The following is a 17,489-nucleotide window of genomic DNA, read 5'->3' as shown; positions in this document are numbered from 1 at the left end:
GCAGGGGCACGCTCACGCGGCGGCCGGAAGGTGAAAGCTGGCCTGCATTTGGTCTAGTTCCGCCGGAAAGTCAAGGGGAGGGGCGCAAAAGGCCGAGCAGGTCCACGGCGCGGAGGAGGTGTCACGCGCGCCGTTGTCGGGCGATCGGCTGAAATGTCAGTACGGGCAGACGCGAACGCGGTAGGCCTCGCCCCATCCGTTGCGCCGCCATTCGAGATGGCAGGTGCGATAGGGCTGGACATAATGCGTGCGGTAGACCGGATAGGCGCGGTAGGGCCGGTATGCCCGATAGGGATATCCGTAGCGATAGCCATAGGCATAAGGATAGCCGTAACCGTCTGGATAGCCATATGTGTAGGGGTAGGGGCGGAGCGCCTGCGACAGCAGCACGCCGCCGACGAAGCCGGCCGCGGCGCCGCCCCAGGCGTAATGTTCATGCGCCATCGCCGGCGCGGCCGATGTCAGCGTCGCCACTGTCAGCGTGAGCAGGATAGAGCCGGTCGCCATGCTTTTATGAAGTACGGACATGTTCGCCTCCTATAGCGGAAGAGTTGTTCTTGGACGTCGGCAGCAGAAGGTCGCGACGGCCTAAGAAATGGCTGCGATTTTAGCACGATTTTCGAGGTTTTGCTTGGCGACGACAGGAGCATCAGCCGCTGCAACCACGCATGCTCTTCTTCTACTCTTCTCAATCTGCGGCGTTATTTTTGGCTGGCCGGGTCATGGTTAATTCGTTGTTAAACGCCTCTCGGCTATGGTCGATGACGTAGCAATTTGCCTAGTGTTTTCATGGTGGAGCAGGTGTTTTTGGGACCGAACGGGGACATTCTCGAACTGGCATGCCGCCGGATCGCGGATCTGGACAACCCTGCCTATGTCAAGAACAGCGAGCTGCGCTATGTCGCGGTCAACCAGGCCTATGCGGATTTCTTCAACAAGGAGATTTCCGATTTTATCGGCCGGCGCAGCCGCGAGCTGTTCGACCGCCCCGACGAGCAGGACCGCGAGGACAAGGAGCGGCGCGCCCTGGTGTTTGGCAGCGAGGAAAGCGCGCTCTGCTTCGACGCGACAGGCGATCTCCATGACCGCGTTCGGATCGAGAGCTTCGCGCTGTCGGACGAACGGATCTATGTGCTCGGCATGTTCGAAGAAGCGCGCAAGGCGGCGCGGCCGAAATGGCCGGCGGCGCGGGTGCTCAGCGAAATCAGCACGGATATCGACTTCCTGCGCGATGTGATCGAGGCGCTTCCGGTTGCCGCCTTCGTGCGCGACGAGGATCACCGGCTGGTCTATGCCAACGCGTCTTACGAACAGCTGACGGGCCTGCCGCGGGCCGAGGCGCTGGGCAAGACCGAGCGCGAGATGTTCGGCAAGGCGGCCGGCGATATGGTGAGCCGCGGCCATGTGCAGGCGCTGGCCAAGGGCGAGGCGCGCGATATCGAGAGCCTGGTTCCCGGCGCCAAGGGCGGGGTCTATCCGATCCTGGCGCAGATCAACCGGATTAATGGCGACGACGGCCGGCACTATACGGTCGGCTCCTTCTCGGATGTCTCGCTGCTGAAGGAGCGCGAGAGCGCGCTCATCGCCGCGCAGGCCCATACCGAAATTCTCCATCGCGACATGGCGCGCGTGCTGAACTCGCTGCCGGTCGGCGTTCTCATCCTCGAGAGCGATCTGACGATCCGCTACGGCAACCACGCTTTCTACACGATCTCCGAGCTGCCCGAGGGCCTCTTCGACGGGAAGGGCTTTGCCGAGCTCGTCGAATACAACCACACGCTGGGGCGCTATCCACCCGGCGTGACGGCCGAGGAGATTCTCGCGCGGCGGACCGACCAGTTCCGCTCCGACAAGCCGGCGGCGGCCGAGATCAATTGGGGCGACAAGTTTCTGCTGGTCGACAGCCGCAAGATCTCGACGGACCGCATCCTGCTGACCTATGCCGATGTCTCCGCCGTGCGCCGGCATGAGCGCGAAATCCATGCCGCCCGAGAGGAGCTCGAAAACCTCGGCGAGCTGATGGGTGACGCGACGCACGCGATGTCGCAGGGGCTGCTCGTGCTGCAGGACGGAGAAATCCTGCTCAGCAACGATGCGCTGGCCGGGATGCTTGATCTTGCCTGCGAGCATGTCGCGGTCGGGCGCAACTGGCGCGAGATGCTGTCCTTCTGCGCCAAGCGAGGTGATTTCCCGGAGGATGCCGACCACCTGCTCAACGATATCGGCCAGGCGCTTGCCGACGGCCAGCCGGCATCGCATCTTTTTCGCGTGCCGGATGGCCGCTGGGTGCAGATGGACGTCATGGTCAGCGCCCGCCGGCATTGGGTGGTGCTGTTCACCGACATTTCGGCGATGAAGATCCGCGAAGGCGATCTCGAAAGCCTGCTTGAACGCGCCGAGGTCGCCGATCGGGTGAAGTCGGAATTCCTCGCCAATATGAGCCACGAAATCCGCACGCCGATGAATGGCGTTCTCGGCATGGCCGAACTTCTCTCGAAGACCAATCTCGATACGCGCCAGAAGACCTTCGTCGATATCATCACCAAGTCCGGCAATGCGCTGATGACCATCATCAACGACATTCTCGACTTCTCGAAAATAGATTCCGGGCAGATGACGCTGCGGCGCGTGACCTTCGATCCGGTCGAGGCCGTCGAGGACGTGGTGACGCTCTTGTCGTCGCTGGCGGCGGAAAAGAGCATCGAGCTTCTGGTGCGCGTCACGCCGGGGCTGCCTGCGGCGATCATTGGCGATGCCGGGCGTTTTCGCCAGATCGTAACCAATCTTGTGGGCAATGCCGTCAAGTTCACCGAGCGGGGCCATGTGCTGGTCGAGCTCGGCTATGTCGCGGGTGCCACCGACGAGATCATGGCGACGTTGCGTATCGAGGATACCGGGATCGGCATGCCGAAGGACCGGCTCGACCAAATCTTCGGCAAGTTCTCGCAGATCGATTCCTCCTCGACGCGGCGTCACGAAGGCACCGGGCTGGGATTGGCGATCACGGCGGGTCTCGTCGACTTGTTCGGCGGTTATATCGAGGTCGACAGCGCTGTCGGCGAAGGCTCGGTCTTCACCGTCACCCTGCCGTTTACAGTCGGCGCCAAGCGGGCGGAGCCGCGGCCGCTGCCGGTCAATGTGCGCGGCGCGCGCGTGCTTGTTATCGACGACAACGCGGTCAACCGCCAGATCCTGACCGAGCAGCTCACGCAATGGGGCTTCGATGGCGCGGCCGCCGAAGACGGTGTCGAGGGGCTCGCCATTCTCGAGGAAGCATCCGCACTCGGTGTTTCCATCGATGCGCTTGTTCTCGACTACCAGATTCCCGGCATGAACGGCGCCGATATCGCCCGCCTGCTGCGCGCCGACGAACGCTTCGCCGACCTGCCGATCGTCTTCCTGACCTCGATGGATATCTCGGGCACCGAGAAGGAATTCGCGGCGCTGAACGGCCAGGCGCATCTGATGAAGCCGGCCCGCGCCAACGTGTTGCGCAACACGATCGTCGATGTCGTGCGCACCAACAGGATCAGGCTGGCGCCGACGCTGCGCCCCGTCATCGAGGCGCCGCCGCTTGAGCCTGAATTGTTGCCGGAAGCTCTCAGCGAAAGAGCGCCGCCATCCTTCATCGACGTGCTCGTCGCCGAGGACAACGAGGTCAACCAGATCGTCTTCACGCAGATCCTGCAGGCGACAGGGCTGAACTTCCTCGTCGTCAAGAATGGCGAGGAGGCTGTCGAGGCCTGGGAAGCCTATACGCCGCGCATCATCATGATGGATGTGTCGATGCCTGTCATGAACGGCCACGACGCGGCGCGGCGCATCCGCGAGCTCGAGCGCGGCCAGGGGCACCGCGTGCCGATCATCGGTGTCACGGCGCACGCGCTCGACGCCGACCGCGATCTCTGCCTCGACGCCGGCATGGATGACTACATGGCCAAGCCGATCAGCCCCGAACTGCTGGAAGAGAAGATCGCGCTCTGGCTCGGCAAGGAAGGCCGCGCGAGCGGGGTTTCGCTGAGCTAGGCTAGAGTTGGTCTAGCTCTCGGCGCGCTTGACGCCGCACAGCATTTCGCGCTTGCCGGCGAAACCCGGACGACGCTCGACCGCGAAGCCGGCGGCGCCCAGATTGCGGCGGACGAAACCGGCTGCGGCGTAGGTCGCGAAGGTGCCGCCTGGGACAGTCTTCTCACAGACCAGCGTCATTAGCTCCTGCGACCACATGTCGGCATTTCGCGATGGCGCGAAGCCATCCAGATACCAGGCATCGAAACTCGCCTCGGCCGCCGCCACGCCATCGAGCGCCCGGCCGCAGACGACGCTCAGCGTGGTCTGCTCGTCGAGCTTCAAGGACACGATGCCCTCGGGCTGATCCGGCCAGGCCGAGACCAGCGCGATGCGCTCGGCGTCGATCTCCGGCCAGTGCGACAGCGCGCGGTCGATCTCGTCGCGCCGCATCGGGTAGAGCTCGAAGGACATGAAGTGCAGATGCTGGCCTTCCGCGCGCTTCAGCTTCCAGTTTCTGAAGGTCTCGGCGAAGTTCAGGCCGGTGCCGAAACCGAGCTCGCCAATCAGGAAGCTCTGCGCCTGAGCCCATCGCTCGGGCAGGCCGTTTCCGGCGAGGAAGACATGGCCGCATTCGAGGCGGCCGTCGGTCTGGCAATAAAAATGGTCGCCAAAGGCCGGCGAATAGGGCATATCGCCGTCGCGCCATTCAAGCGGCCGGTTCGCCATCTCAGCCTGTGCCAAATTAATCTGATCGGGATCGATGTCTGTCATGTCAACAGCCGATAGTCCGGCCTTGCCCTCGGGTCAATTGTCCACTGATCTGTTGATCGTCGGCGGCGGCATCATGGGGCTCTGGGCGGCCGTCTACGCCGAGCGGATGGGGATCGACGCGGTGCTGATCGATGCCGGCGTGCTTGGAGGCGGGGCGAGCGGCGGGTTGCTGGGCGCGCTGATGCCGCACATGCCGGACAAATGGAATTCGAAGAAGCAGTTTCAGTTCGATGCGCTGGTGGCGCTGGAGGCCGAGGTGGCGCGGCTGGAGGCCGAGACGGGCCTCTCAACGGGCTATCGCCGCTCCGGCCGCCTGATCCCGCTGCCCAAGCCGCATCTGCGCGATATCGCGCTCGGGCATTCCGGCGATGCCGACAGCCACTGGAATGCCGGCGAGCGACGCTTCCATTGGAAGGTGATCGATACGCCTGATGTATCCGGCTGGCCGGACGCTTCCGGTATGGAGGGGGGCTTCGTGCATGACACGCTGGCCGGCCGGGTGGCGCCACGGTCGCTGACGGGTGTGCTCGCAGCCTTTCTCCGCCGCGCCAGACATGTGCGCATCATCGAGAATTCAGCCCTTCGCGGCATCGATGCCGGACGCGGGGTTGCCGACACCGATGCTGGGCCGATCGCCTTCGGACATTGCATTATTGCGGCCGGTTACCAGTCGTTTCCGCTTCTGGCGCGCGACACGGCGGGCCTGACACAGCCGCTCGGGCAGCCGGTGAAGGGGCAGTCGGCGCTTTTGAAGGCGGATATCGATCCTGGCCTGCCGACCATCTTCCGCGATGGGCTTTATGTGGTGGCGCATGAGGGCGGGCATGTCGCGATCGGCAGCACCAGCGAGAATCGCTTCGACGCACCCTTTTCGACCGACGGACAGCTGGATGTGCTGGTCGAGAAGGCGCGGGCGCTGGTGCCCTTGCTGCGCAATGCGCCCGTTATCGAGCGTTGGGCCGGGCTGCGCCCCAAGGCGATCGATCGCGACCCGATGATCGGTCCGCATCCTGCGCATGAGAAATTGCTGGCGCTGACCGGTGGCTTCAAGGTCAGCTTCGGCCTTGCGCATCGGCTGGCCGAGGCGGTGGTGCATATGGCAACCGGCACCGCGATACCGTTCGCGGTGCCCGAGAGTTTTCAACTGATCAATCATATTCACGTCGCTTCACGCTAAAGTGCCTCGCGATCGCTTGAATTTTCTCGTTTCGCTTACGCTTTTCCGTTTTTCGCTGTCTAATCCTGAATTCAGCGGCCACTTTCGCGAGATATTTGGCAATTCACGTTAAACGTGAATTAGCACTCGCTGTCCTTCGTCAATCTGTCATGCAAATCGCCTATCTGCTTGCAAAACGGCGGCGCGCTGACGAGTCGCGCCTGGTGCCGACGGAGAAAATTGCATGCGATACGCCATATGCTTCACGCCCGCCGCGAATGACCCGCTGTCGCACGCGGCCGCCAATTGGCTCGGCCGAAACGTGTTTTCCGGCGAAATGGTGGAGCCCACGGCAATCCGAGGGCTCAGCATTCACGAGGTCGCCTTTCATACGGCGGTGCCGCGGCGCTACGGTTTTCACGGCGCGCTGAAGGCACCCTTCCGGCTTGCGGCCGATATGTCGGAGCCGCAACTCTTGCGGGAACTGATGCGCTTCTGCGGCACGCTGACGCCGTTTTCCATTCCGCGGCTCGAGGTCGCGCGCACCGGTAGCATCTTCAGCCTGGTGCCTTCGCTGCCCTGCGACAACGTCCAGTATTTGGCGTCCTCGATCGTGCAGCAATTCGACCAGTTCCGCGCGCCGCTCAGCGATGCCGATATCGAGCGAAGCGATCCGGATGGGCTTTCGGCGGCGCAGTTCGCCAATCTGCATCGCTGGGGATGCCCCCATGTGATGGACGAATTCCGCTTCCACATGCCGTTGACCGGTCCGGTCAGCCTGGTCGACATGTCGCGCATCGAGCGTTCGCTGCGCAGCGTTTTCGAACCGGTTCTCATCGATCCCGTGAAGATATCGAACGTGGCGCTGATGGTGGAAGAGGGCAATGGCGGGCCGTTCCGGGTGCATTCGCTGCATCCGATGGGCAAGGTCAGCGCGCGGCGCGAGCGGGTTCCCGTTCCGGCCTAAGCGATTGTGCCATAAAGGCAAAACTCTGTTGCGCAGTTTCCGTCTCGACATTCGCTCTTGAGGTGTTACCGTTCGCCGACTTTCTGGAAGGTGATTTCATGGTATCCGAGACTTACCCGCGCAATCTCGTCGGCTACGGCCGCAACACCCCCGACCCGAAATGGCCCGGCGGCGCCAATATCGCCGTGCAGTTCGTCATCAATTACGAAGAGGGCGGCGAGAGCTGCATTCTGGATGGCGACGCAGCCTCGGAAAACCTGCTGTCGGAGATCGTCGGCGCCGCTCCATGGCCCGGCCAGCGCAATCTCAACATGGAATCGATCTACGAATACGGCTCGCGGGCCGGTTTCTGGCGGCTCTTCCGGATGTTCACGGAGCTCAAGGTGCAGGCGACCGTCTATGGCGTCACGCAGGCCATGGCGCGCAACCCCGAGGCGGTGGCGGCGATGAAGGAAGCGGGCTGGGAAATCGCCAGCCACGGCTACCGCTGGTTGGAATACAAGGATTTCCAGGAAGAGCTGGAGCGCAAGCATATTCTGGAAGCCGTGCGGCTGCACACCGAACTAACAGGCGAGCGGCCCTATGGGATGTATCAGGGCAAGCCATCCGACAACACGCTGCGGCTGGTGCAGGAAGAGGGCGGCTTTCTCTACTCGTCGGACAGCTATGCCGACGATCTGCCTTTCTGGGTGAAGGGCGTGGATGGCAAGCCGTTCCTGATCATTCCCTATACGCTCGAAACCAACGACATGCGCTTTGCCACGCCGCAGGGCTTCAATTCGGGCGACCAGTTCTTCACCTATCTCAAGGACGCGTTCGACACGCTCTATGAAGAGGGTGAGGCGGGCAGCCCGAAGATGATGTCGATCGGCCTGCATTGCCGGCTTGTCGGCCGCCCGGGCCGCGCCGCGGCGCTGAAGCGCTTCATGCAATATGTGCTCGACCACGAGAAGGTGTGGATCCCGCGCCGCATCGAGATCGCCGAGCACTGGCACAAGCACCACAGACCGGAGACCATCTGATGATCGCACGCGACGAATTCATCTCCCGCTTCGGCGGCGTCTTCGAACACTCGCCCTTCATCGCCGAGCGCGCCTTCGACGACGGCTTCGTCGGCGAGACGCTGGATGTCGACCGCGTGCATACGGCGCTGGTTGCGATCTTTCGCGCCGCAAGCCCGGAGGAACGCCTCGGCGTTCTGCGCGCCCACCCCGATCTCGCCGGCCGCCTGGCGATCGCCGGTGAGCTGACGGAGGAGAGCAAAAAGGAACAGGCCGGCGCCGGGCTCGGCCGGCTGAGCCCTGATGAGCACCAGCGTTTCACCGAACTCAACCGAGCCTATGTCGAAAAATTCGGCTTTCCCTTCATCATCGCGGTGAAGGGTCTCGACAAACAGGCAATCCTTTCGGCCTTCGAAAAGCGCATCGACAACAGCCGCGATGCGGAATTCGAAACGGCGACGGCGCAGGTGGAGCGCATCGCGCTCCTGAGGCTCGAAGCGCTTCTGCCGACACGCTGAGCGACACCGCTTTTCTCTTGTCCGTCCGCCGCTTATAGTCGTCGAGAGGGAGCAAAGACGGTGAGACCATCGGAAGTGCTGGAGAGAAACAGGCAGGCGATCCGCGAGGTGACGACGCGCTTCAACGCGACGAACCCGCGTGTGTTCGGTTCGGTGGCGCGGGGTGAGGATCGGGCGGATAGCGATCTGGATATTCTGGTTGATGCGTTGCCCGGCGCGACACTTCTTGATCTCGGTGGTTTGCTCGATGAACTCGAGCAGATGATGCTGGGTACGCCGATACACCTTATGATACCGGGCGACTTTCCCGAAGATGTCCGGCGGCGCGTTCTCGAAGAGGCCAAGCCGATATGAGTTCGACCATTGTTCTTGCCGAGTGGTAACGTGAGAAGATGATGAGACCGTCCGAGGTGCTGGAGCAAAACAGGCAGGCGATCCGTGAGGCGACCAAGCGCTTCAACGCGGCGAACCCGCGTGTCTTCGGCTCGGTGGCGCGCGGCGAGGATCGGGCGGATAGCGATCTTGATATTCTCGTCGACACACTGCCGGGGACGTCTCTTTTCGATCTCGGTGGGTTGTTGGAAGAGTTGAAGGATATTCTGGGGGTGAAGGTGGATCTGGTGACGCCGGGCGGTTTGCCTGAGAACATTCGCGAGCGTGTTCTTTCTGAAGCGACCCGCATATGAGCGCGGAGAGGCTGGTCGATTATATCGGCAGGATGCAGGCCGCCGCCGAACAGGCGCGGATGCTCACCGAAGACATGGACGAGCAGGCTTTCCTGTCCGACGTGCGCACGCAGCTTGCGGTGACCATGTCGCTGGTGCTGCTCGGCGAGGCGGCATCGAGGATCGCCAGCAATCATCCGGAGTTTCCCCGTGAGCATGAGCAGATACCCTGGGCGCAAATCCGGGGCATGCGCAATCTCATGGTCCATGACTATTACCGGGCCGATCTGCCCGCGATCTGGACCACCGTGCGTCGCGACCTGCAGACGCTGATTTCCGAGCTCGAATCCCTACGCCACTGGCGCATACAAGGCGAATGACGTGACAGACTTTCTCGATATCCAGCCGCTGACCAAAGCCGCCTTCGCGCCCTTCGGCGAGGTCATCGAAGCCGATCCTGATACGATGCGGTATATCAACAACGGTACCACGGAGCGGTTTCATGCGCTGGCGTCTGCCGACGTCGTGGGCGAGGGCGCGCGTGTGATCATCAACCTGTTTCGCGGGCAGCCGCGTGATTTTCCCTATGAAGTCGGCATGATGGAGCGGCATCCCCTTGGGAGCCAGAGCTTTTCGCCGATATCAGGACGGCCTTTTCTGGTCGTGGTGTCAGAGGACGACGGCGGCAAGCCGGGGCGGCCGCAGGTGTTCCTGGCGCGGGGCGATCAGGGCGTGAATTATGGGCGCAATGTCTGGCATCATCCCTTGATGTCGCTCGGCGCGGTCAGCGGTTTCCTGGTTGTCGATCGCGACGGGCCGGGCAACAATCTGGAAGAATATTTTTTCGACACTCCCTTTGTCATCAGCGAGCCCATTTCATGACCGGATTGACCACTCATGTCCTCGATACCGCCTCCGGCAAGCCGGCCGAGGGGCTGAAGATCGAGCTGTTTTATATCGAGGCCGAGGTTCGCCGGCATGTGAAGACCGTCGTCACAAATGCCGATGGCCGCGTCGATGGCGGGCCGATTCTTGTCGGCGAGAGTTTCAAGGCCGGGACCTACGAGCTTCTGTTTCATGCCGGCGATTATCTGCGCGGCACCGGTGCAGCACTCCCGCATCCCGCCTTCCTCGATCTCGTACCGATCCGTTTCGGCATCGCCGATGAGAGCGCGCATTATCACGTGCCGCTCTTGATCTCGCCCTATGGCTACTCGACCTATCGCGGGAGCTGAGTGATGCGTTTTGCCGCGATTGCCGATGTGCACGGCAACCATCTGGCGCTGGAAGCTGTGCTTGCCGATATCGAAGCGCTTGGGATTTCCGAGATCGTCAATCTCGGCGATTGCCTGAGCGGGCCGCTCGATGCGGGCAAGGCGGCGACTAGGCTGATGTCGCTCAATGCGCTGACGGTGCGGGGCAATCACGACCGCTACCTGATCGAAAGCCCCGCCGACGCCATGCCCTCCTGGGAGCAGCACGCCTATGGGCAACTGTCGGCCGCGCATCTCGCCTGGCTGCGGAGCCTGCCGTTCAGCGCCGTCTATCGCGACGAGGTCTATCTCTGCCACGCCACACCTGGGCATGACGAAACCTATTGGCTGGAATCCGTCTCGCCAGACGGTCATGTCTTCCTGAAGCCTCTCGAAGAGATCGAGGCGTTGGCCGAGGGGATCGAGCAGCCGCTGATCCTCTGCGGCCACAGCCATGTGCCGCGCATGGTGCTGCTCGGTGACGGGCGCCTGATCGTCAATCCCGGCAGCGTCGGTTGCCCCGGCTACAGCGACGACACACCCTATGAGCACAAGGTCGAAACAGGACATCCGCTAGCCTCCTACTGCATCATGGAAAAGACCGCGTCCGGCTTCGTGCCGCAGTTCCGCACTGTTGCCTATGACCACATGGCGATGTCGCGGCTGGCGCGGGAAAACGGGCGCCCGGATTGGGCGGGTGCGCTGGCGACGGGGTGGGTGCGGTAAAGCTAAGCCGCCGCGTTGCGCTCGATCTCATGCTTCGCGGCCTTGGCGAGAAAGGCGGAGCGCGACAGGCCGGCTGCGGCGGCGACCGCGTCGATGCGGGCCAGAACATCTTCCGGCAGCGTCACATTGATGCGCACGGCCCTGCTGGACGCTGCTTTCAGCGAGACGAGGATAACGACGCCGTCCTTATTCTCTGGGTTGGCCATGACGGTTTCGAGCGAAGAGGGTTGTGGAAGCGTCTCGCCGTCCTCGATCAAGCCTTCGACGTGAAATGCCAGGGCTTCCTCGGCCATTTCGCGCGCCTCGTCCAGTGTCGAGCCAGCCGTGATGGCGCCGGGAAAATCCGGAAAGGAGACGCCGTAGTCGCTCTCCGCGTCCTTGTGGATCAGTCCGATATAGTTGCGCATGATCACCTCAACTTCAGGCCCGACTGGTTCTCGATGCTGCGCAGCGTCCCGATCGGAATGTCCCGTTTGGGATGCGGCACCGTCACGCGGCCTGGCTTGTCCGCATGTTTGAACTGGGTATGACTAAAACTGGCGATTGCTGGCCTTGCGGCCGACCTCGAACCAGCCGGCTTTCAGCAGCAGGGCAATGACGTCGGCGCTCTTCATTGGGCGAAATTATACACAATGATGTGTATAATGCAAACTGAGAAGACAGTTCAGAAACGGCACGGTTTCAATTTTTTCCATTGAAAACATTGGGAAATTTCCAAATCATACCCGAGTAGATGTCATTCCTGTGGTGTCAGATACGACACGATTTCGGAAAAATCGCTGTAAACAAGGCGCAAAAAAGCCCCGACATGCGATGCCGGGGCGTGGTCTGGACTACGATTTTGGCTGACTAAGACTTGCGATTTTCGGACCTATATCTCTCGATCTCAGCGCGGCGGTAGAAGGTTCCGTTCCTTCTCTGACCGATCGCCCATACCGGGTGAATGCCCGAATTTTCCAGTGCGACCTTCAGGTTCCGATGCGGCATCCAACCTTCCGACGCTTCCGAGAGAGTCACGTATTCGCGACGAAACGCAGCATACGCTTTGTGCTCGACCACGTAATAAGGAACGCCATTCAAGCTCTGGGTGACTTCCCTCAGTTCGAAAAGGCCCGAGTAGAACAGCGGCTTGCCGATGGAATATGTCAACCTGAGCTCGCGCAGGAATTCGTGGCATTTAACACCAAGCGATGGCGGTGCGAAGACGAGCCTCACCTGGTTCGCGCTAACCAGCAGCCGATCGATTCCGATGCGCGAAGAATCTTTGCAGAGGTATCTCGTCGATACCTTGCCCTCTAGGATCGCTCCAAAGACTTCGACGATCGAGCAGACCGCCTTATGGGCCGCCGCCCCAACGTGAACCAGTTCCGAGGACTCGTCACGCACTTCAAGACCTCCAACCAGCTTTTCCATGAATTCGTCGACGGCTCTCCGAGAGAACTTCGGCTTGTGTTTCTTCAGTAGCTTCGGCTTCTGCGTCAGCAGACCCGCCTTGATCATCTTCTGCACCGTAGGCAGCGTAACGCCAAGGCGCCGGGTGATCGCTTCGATATCGATCTCATCATGGTACTCGGCTACGGCAGCCGCTACATCCGCGGCGGCGCAAATTACATAGTTGTCCGTTTTCCTACGATCGGCTTTGCTCAGGACACCATGCTGCTCGAGGATGCGACGCAGTGTCCGGCTATCGATACCTGTCTCACGCATTGCAGTGTGCGCGGTATGCCAGTTGCGGACGCCGCCGCCGCCGATGAATGGATCCTCGGGGCCGATCGGCACCTCCGACATCGCGCACTCGCGCACGAAATCGATGAGCGGACGCAGCGCCGGCACTTCAACGTGGTCGGTAAGTACGTCCTGGAGTTCTCCATAGAGTGCGTATCCCTTCGAGAACTTGCTGCGGCTGATGAAGTCCTCATTCAGTTTCGAAAGGCACTCGCGGAATTTGCCCCTGTCCGCCAACAGCTCGAACCCGCTAAGCCGGAGGGCGCGCGACACCGGCACTCTGGCAGCGAGCCGAAGATCAGGACTGCGCGCTAGTCGTTCGATGCGCCCGGCGACAATACAGAGCTTCTGGGCCATTGGGTATGATAGGCCATGAAGAAACTCCAAGGACTGAGCCGATCCGACAGCCAGGCTCTCTGCGAAATACAGGTCATAAGCATGGAGCTGCGCTTCCGAGCAACTCGCGATGGCATGCTCCACCTCCGCTTTTCTCTTGCGAAGATACAACGCAAAATCGAAGCGGTCGCTGTTGGGGTATTTGAATGAGGACGTGAAGATCGGCGTGCTGTGTTCCACACAGATCTCGTTGAAACTCAGAAGCCAATCCCAACGGACGTGCGGTCGAGCTTCCCAGCGTCCGGATCCACTACGGATCTCGCTCTCAATGCAACGCGGGCAGAAACGCGGATTGCGGAGGTTCAGATGCCAACCGTTGAACTCACGATCGCCGTAAGCAACTAGTGTACCTCGCACATGGAGATTTCGTGAGGCCAGCGTCTGCGCATCGATCCCACTGAGAGCGGAGAGGCCTTCAAGCGTTCTGGGATGCATGAGGTGGTGGTCCTGCCGAAAGTTCATGTGCCGGAGAAAGTCGCGGATGCTTGGGGCGGCATTTGCCGCCACAAGCCTGGATACGAACATCTGCAAGGGTTCCGAATCCGCTAGGACCGGCACGTGAGCGAGACGAGCCATGTTCAAGCCTCCTTCTTTCTGGATCTCGACGGCTTGGTCTCGCGCGGCGCCTTGGCGATGACGTGGGCCAAGGACTGGCGGGGGTCGACCTTGTCCCAGTCAGGGACGAGAAACACATTGGCTGACGGGCGGCAACCGAACTTGAAGGCATAGTCGGCGGCATAGTGCTTGATCTTGACTTCGGGTCTCGATCCGGTATCGGGAGCACGATTTTCATGCTCAGTCTGGGCACGTTCCGTAGCCCCCTGGATAGCCTGGATAATGGTGCCGCAAGCACCCTGGTAGGCGTGGATCAGGCGGTGCGCGAAATCGAGGTTGTCCGTTTCGCCGAGTACGAGGCCCTCGTCCTGCACCATGTAACGCTGGAGGGTCAGCAGCGCGTCGCCATCCGCCCGTGTCATCTGCTTAAGCTCCACTACGAAGCTACGATTCCGGAGCTGTGCATCGCCATCTTCCGGCGACAAAAAGAGGCCGAGAGACGGCACACCGGAAAGGATCATGTGAAGGGGCCATCCCGGGATCTGCAAGAGGCTTTTGATGATGTCGGAAACGTTCTGGATTTCGTTGGTCGTCGTCCCCTTCATCACATGCTGCATCTCGTCAATGTGCATGAAGAGAATTCGATTGTTCCGAATGGTCTCCTTCAACAGCTCGAAGAGCTCCTGTTCGGTGAGCTTATGGGAGACGTTCGGGTAGCCGCACGCCTCCAGCGCCTTTCGCGCGAACCCCTTCAACGTGATCGGGCGGGGGCATTCAAACGAGACGAACGGCTTGACCAGTTCTCCTGACGGCCGCCGATAGGGCAGGAACTCCTCGCGCTTCGGAATGTGAAATTCCATTGCACGGGTCTTTCCACTGTCTGACTCTCCGATCAGGAATAGTGCGCGCCGCTTGCCGGATTCTCCGAATGCTGCGGCTGCGGCGTTCTCGCAAAGTTCATCAAGCGCATTTGCGATCAACGCATCCTTGGGCATCGTCACGTACCTTGCCTGCTTCTTGCCTCGGCGCTCAGCACGCATCCGCCTTTCGGGACTCAGGGTCGCAAGCAGGGCGAGGGCTGCCTCGTGGAACTGCGGCATGCCATCGTCGATAGGGGCCATGCCGGCCTCGCTAGTGGGCGAGACGGGCAGGCCGTTGTTGGAGAGAGAGGCGAGGGCGGTATTTTCGAGGAACTGCGTAGGCATGGTGGTGCTCCTTTGGAGTTGGAAGAATTGGACTTGTTGGGTGGGCGGAAGTGGTCGTCAGAGGCGGAAGCGGCTGTCGACATCTTCGACGTAGTTCTTCGCAAGCTTGACGAAGCGTGACAGCGTCAGGGGCGGAGGGGCCTCGATTGAGGTCCGAGGCATGGGGTCGCTACACTTTTCAGCGATAACGGTCGTGAGCGCTGTGGCTGGATGAGGTGGGTATGTTGCGGGCGTGGGATCCATGATTTCTCTCCTGGTCTGATCTTGTTGCGGGCCCGCAAAGGTGCGGGCCGTTTCTTCGAAGCGTCAGTCCTCGATCGAGAAGGAGAACCCGCTCTCCTCGCCGCCATATTCGAGGCCAGACTCTTCCGGTGCCGAGGGGGCTTCGGCTTCGCCGAAGTACTCATTGACCTCCTTCTTGTTGCGGGCGAGGAAGCGGAATTCCTCAACGGATGTCGTGAGCGGATCGTGCGCGATAGCCAGTGGTGCGAGCTCCTTGCCGCTCAAGACGTCCATCGTGATTTCGCGAGCGAAGCGCTCGTGCTCGACCTTGCGGTAGGCAGCCTCACTGGGGATGTCCGTTCCGAGTTCGGCACGGGCTGCTGCGGCGATGCCTACCTCGCGCAAGTGGTTGACCGCGTTGAGCATCGCCGAAAGGTTGATCTCGGCGTTCTTCCCGTGGATGGCCGCGAGGTCGTCTTTCGCCTCCGTCCACTCCCAGACGCTGACACCTTCCGGCAGATGCTCCGCAGTGAGGTCGAGCCACTTGATGCCGTTGTGGAACGAAACGGTGCGAAGGTTGAAGCGATCGATGCGTACCTTCACTTCGACGCTCGGAGAGTTCGGCAATGCCGCGCGTTCGGCCCACAGGCGCTCAAGCTCGCGAGACTGGTAGTGGATGCCGAGGAAGACGATGCCGCGGGCAGAAACCTTGCGCTTGATAAGGGTTCCGAACATGACGCGGCGCTGGCGCTGACTCAGCGGAGGAAGCATTGCGTACTCTCGCGACAGGCGAAGCCACGCATTTGCCGGAGTTTCACCGCCCAAGCCCGTGTGGGGTTCGTTGTGGTAGATATCCACGATCGCACGGGTCAGAGTACGGCAGACCTCGTCAACGTTAAGGACGGCGTTTCCGTCCCCATCGTAGTCACCCCGAGCGTATACGCTGGAGAACGTGCGGCCGTGGAAATAGTCCAGGAAGCGCTGACCGAACGTGCGGAACACGGATTCGATCGTGCCGCGTGCCGATGCCATACCGGCCGGGGGAATGGTGTGTACGCAGTGGAGTGCAGCCAAGGTCTGACGGAACGATGTGTCGATGAAGCCTGCTCCGGCATCGGTAACGAGTTCACGGGGCACGAAGGAGTGGATCCAACGGCTTTCGGTGCCGGCTACTTCCGCGATGTGCTCCTTCTCGGTGACGATCATTTCAAGTGCAGCGATCGAAGAGTGTGCGGAGTTGGCGCGGGTACTGAAACGGAGCGCAACGATGCAACGCGTGGCGACATCGATCGCGACAGTCACCCAGATGCGCACCTTCTTCAGCGCTTCGCGCTGCTTCACCGTCATCTCTTTCCAGATGGGTGTCAGAACGAACCAGGCGTGGAGATCGACCTTCCACTCGTCCATCTCGACACGTTCGCCCGGAGCGAACACCTGAAGGCCATCGCGGACCGGCGCGAACTTCTTCTTGGCGGCGTCCTCGCCATAGCGAGCAGCATGAAGGAAGAATTCGCCCATGCCCTTGATCAGCGCCTCGAAGGCGTTGCGCGACGGCATCTTGTGTTTGAAGTCTTTCTTCGAACTGGCCTTGTTGCGCTTGTCGATCTCCGCCTTCAGCTTCCCGAAGCACGCGCGCATCGACGGGCGCAGTTCGGAGGCGTACATCTGGGCAAATTCGGTCCAGAGCTGGAGGTCGATCGGATTTGCCTTCGAATACGAGCCCGGCCCCTTGCGGCGGCTGACGAGCACAGCCGGGTCGCAGCCGCCTGCCACATAGAGATTGTAAAGGCGACGGAACTGACGAGGGTTCGGAAGCGTGACCAGCTTGTAGTCCTTACCTCCCTTATCGCCCGCCCACTTCGAGACGACGTGGGCTTTAGCCAGCGGACGGAGATACTTTTCCAAGCAGTCGTGGCCGAGGGTCGCCTTGCGCTTCCAACCCATTTCAGCGAGGCGGGGATCCTTCTTGCCGACGATCGTCATCACAAAGTCAAACGCGTCGGCGTATACCAGTGCGCGGCGAGCCTTCTCCGGGTCTACATCGATGATGTCGCGCCCGAGCTTCAGTGTGGAGAGTTCAAGGGTGTCGCGCTCCACCTCGAGCAGGTTCTGCAGGTGGTACATGTACAGCGTCGCATGAGAGAAACGCTGAACGACGCCGTCCTTGTTGCGGAGTTCACTGTGTTCCTTGGTCTGACTGACAACAGTGTAGTCGACGCCCTCGATCTTGACGGACTTGGCATCGCCAAGCCAAAACATGGGGTTGTGGCTGCGGTTGGGTGCGAGGGCGAAGGGATTGTGCATGTTCATGGCTCTGTTCT

Annotated in this window: 18 protein-coding genes; 11 read left to right on the top strand and 7 right to left on the bottom strand. The window is 61.2% G+C overall.

From position 1 onward, the window contains the following. Positions 1-156: 156 nt before the first annotated feature. A complete protein-coding gene (locus ACODTZ_RS31440) occupies positions 157-528 on the bottom strand; it encodes a hypothetical protein (RefSeq protein WP_112982977.1) in 372 nt (123 codons plus the stop codon). Positions 529-807: 279 nt separating this feature from the next. Between ACODTZ_RS31440 and ACODTZ_RS31435 the strand changes: the two genes are divergently transcribed. Continuing rightward, positions 808-4,026, top strand: a complete 3,219-nt coding sequence (locus tag ACODTZ_RS31435; protein WP_489030666.1) for a PAS domain-containing hybrid sensor histidine kinase/response regulator — start codon at positions 808-810, stop codon at positions 4,024-4,026. Between the two features lie 12 nt (positions 4,027-4,038). On the opposite strand, the gene mnmC2 is transcribed toward ACODTZ_RS31435, so the two are convergent. Further along, positions 4,039-4,779, bottom strand: a complete 741-nt coding sequence (mnmC2, locus tag ACODTZ_RS31430) for a tRNA (5-methylaminomethyl-2-thiouridine)(34)-methyltransferase MnmC2 (RefSeq protein ID WP_489030633.1) — start codon at positions 4,777-4,779, stop codon at positions 4,039-4,041. Between mnmC2 and ACODTZ_RS31425 the strand changes: the two genes are divergently transcribed. From ACODTZ_RS31425 to ACODTZ_RS31380, 10 genes are all read left to right on the top strand, one after another. Next, positions 4,778-5,956, top strand: a complete 1,179-nt coding sequence (locus ACODTZ_RS31425; RefSeq protein WP_489030631.1) for an NAD(P)/FAD-dependent oxidoreductase — start codon at positions 4,778-4,780, stop codon at positions 5,954-5,956. The two genes, mnmC2 and ACODTZ_RS31425, sit on opposite strands and share 2 nt — an antisense overlap. 223 nt (positions 5,957-6,179) lie before the next feature. Next, positions 6,180-6,902 (top strand): DUF1045 domain-containing protein, encoded by a 723-nt coding sequence (locus tag ACODTZ_RS31420; RefSeq protein WP_489030630.1) that lies wholly within the window; start codon positions 6,180-6,182, stop codon positions 6,900-6,902. A gap of 98 nt (positions 6,903-7,000) precedes the next feature. Further along, complete coding sequence (gene puuE, locus ACODTZ_RS31415) at positions 7,001-7,924, top strand: allantoinase PuuE (protein ID WP_489030628.1); 924 nt, start codon at positions 7,001-7,003, stop codon at positions 7,922-7,924. Further along, a complete protein-coding gene (uraD, locus tag ACODTZ_RS31410; protein WP_489030626.1) occupies positions 7,924-8,421 on the top strand; it encodes a 2-oxo-4-hydroxy-4-carboxy-5-ureidoimidazoline decarboxylase in 498 nt (165 codons plus the stop codon). Before puuE ends, uraD begins: the two co-directional genes overlap by 1 nt. Before the next feature lie 60 nt (positions 8,422-8,481). Further along, complete coding sequence (locus ACODTZ_RS31405) at positions 8,482-8,775, top strand: nucleotidyltransferase family protein (RefSeq protein ID WP_489030625.1); 294 nt, start codon at positions 8,482-8,484, stop codon at positions 8,773-8,775. Positions 8,776-8,816: 41 nt separating this feature from the next. Then, a complete protein-coding gene (locus tag ACODTZ_RS31400; protein ID WP_489030623.1) occupies positions 8,817-9,107 on the top strand; it encodes a nucleotidyltransferase family protein in 291 nt (96 codons plus the stop codon). After that, complete coding sequence (locus ACODTZ_RS31395) at positions 9,104-9,466, top strand: HepT-like ribonuclease domain-containing protein (RefSeq protein ID WP_047506317.1); 363 nt, start codon at positions 9,104-9,106, stop codon at positions 9,464-9,466. Before ACODTZ_RS31400 ends, ACODTZ_RS31395 begins: the two co-directional genes overlap by 4 nt. A gap of 1 nt (position 9,467) precedes the next feature. Continuing rightward, positions 9,468-9,968, top strand: a complete 501-nt coding sequence (locus ACODTZ_RS31390) for an ureidoglycolate lyase (protein WP_489030620.1) — start codon at positions 9,468-9,470, stop codon at positions 9,966-9,968. Continuing rightward, positions 9,965-10,321: a hydroxyisourate hydrolase gene (gene uraH, locus ACODTZ_RS31385; RefSeq protein ID WP_489030618.1), complete on the top strand. Its 357-nt coding sequence runs from the start codon at positions 9,965-9,967 to the stop codon at positions 10,319-10,321. The genes ACODTZ_RS31390 and uraH overlap by 4 nt, the downstream gene beginning before the upstream one ends. A 3-nt stretch (positions 10,322-10,324) precedes the next feature. Next, the gene (locus tag ACODTZ_RS31380) at positions 10,325-11,065 is read left to right on the top strand and encodes a metallophosphoesterase family protein (RefSeq protein WP_489030617.1); all 741 of its coding nucleotides are present in this window, start codon (positions 10,325-10,327) and stop codon (positions 11,063-11,065) included. Positions 11,066-11,067: 2 nt separating this feature from the next. Here the strand turns inward: ACODTZ_RS31380 and ACODTZ_RS31375 are convergent, their stop codons facing one another. From ACODTZ_RS31375 to ACODTZ_RS31355, 5 genes are all read right to left on the bottom strand, one after another. Then, positions 11,068-11,472 carry a type II toxin-antitoxin system HicB family antitoxin gene (locus ACODTZ_RS31375; protein ID WP_112982988.1) on the bottom strand — a complete coding sequence of 135 codons (405 nt, stop codon included), beginning with the start codon at positions 11,470-11,472 and terminating at the stop codon, positions 11,068-11,070. 2 nt (positions 11,473-11,474) lie between these two features. Then, positions 11,475-11,552, bottom strand: coding sequence for a hypothetical protein (locus ACODTZ_RS31370; protein WP_489030664.1), 78 nt, complete (start codon positions 11,550-11,552; stop codon positions 11,475-11,477). Positions 11,553-11,914: 362 nt separating this feature from the next. Then, entirely contained in the window at positions 11,915-13,762 is a 1,848-nt protein-coding gene (locus ACODTZ_RS31365) for a TniQ family protein (RefSeq protein WP_489030615.1), read from the bottom strand. Between the two features lie 2 nt (positions 13,763-13,764). Further along, positions 13,765-14,946: an ATP-binding protein gene (locus ACODTZ_RS31360; RefSeq protein WP_489030613.1), complete on the bottom strand. Its 1,182-nt coding sequence runs from the start codon at positions 14,944-14,946 to the stop codon at positions 13,765-13,767. 306 nt (positions 14,947-15,252) lie between these two features. Then, positions 15,253-17,478, bottom strand: coding sequence for an integrase (locus ACODTZ_RS31355; RefSeq protein WP_489030611.1), 2,226 nt, complete (start codon positions 17,476-17,478; stop codon positions 15,253-15,255). Between the last annotated feature and the right edge of the window lie 11 nt (positions 17,479-17,489).

Source organism: Rhizobium sp. FG113 (assembly GCF_057809895.1).
This window is presented reverse-complemented; position numbering and strand designations above follow the sequence as displayed.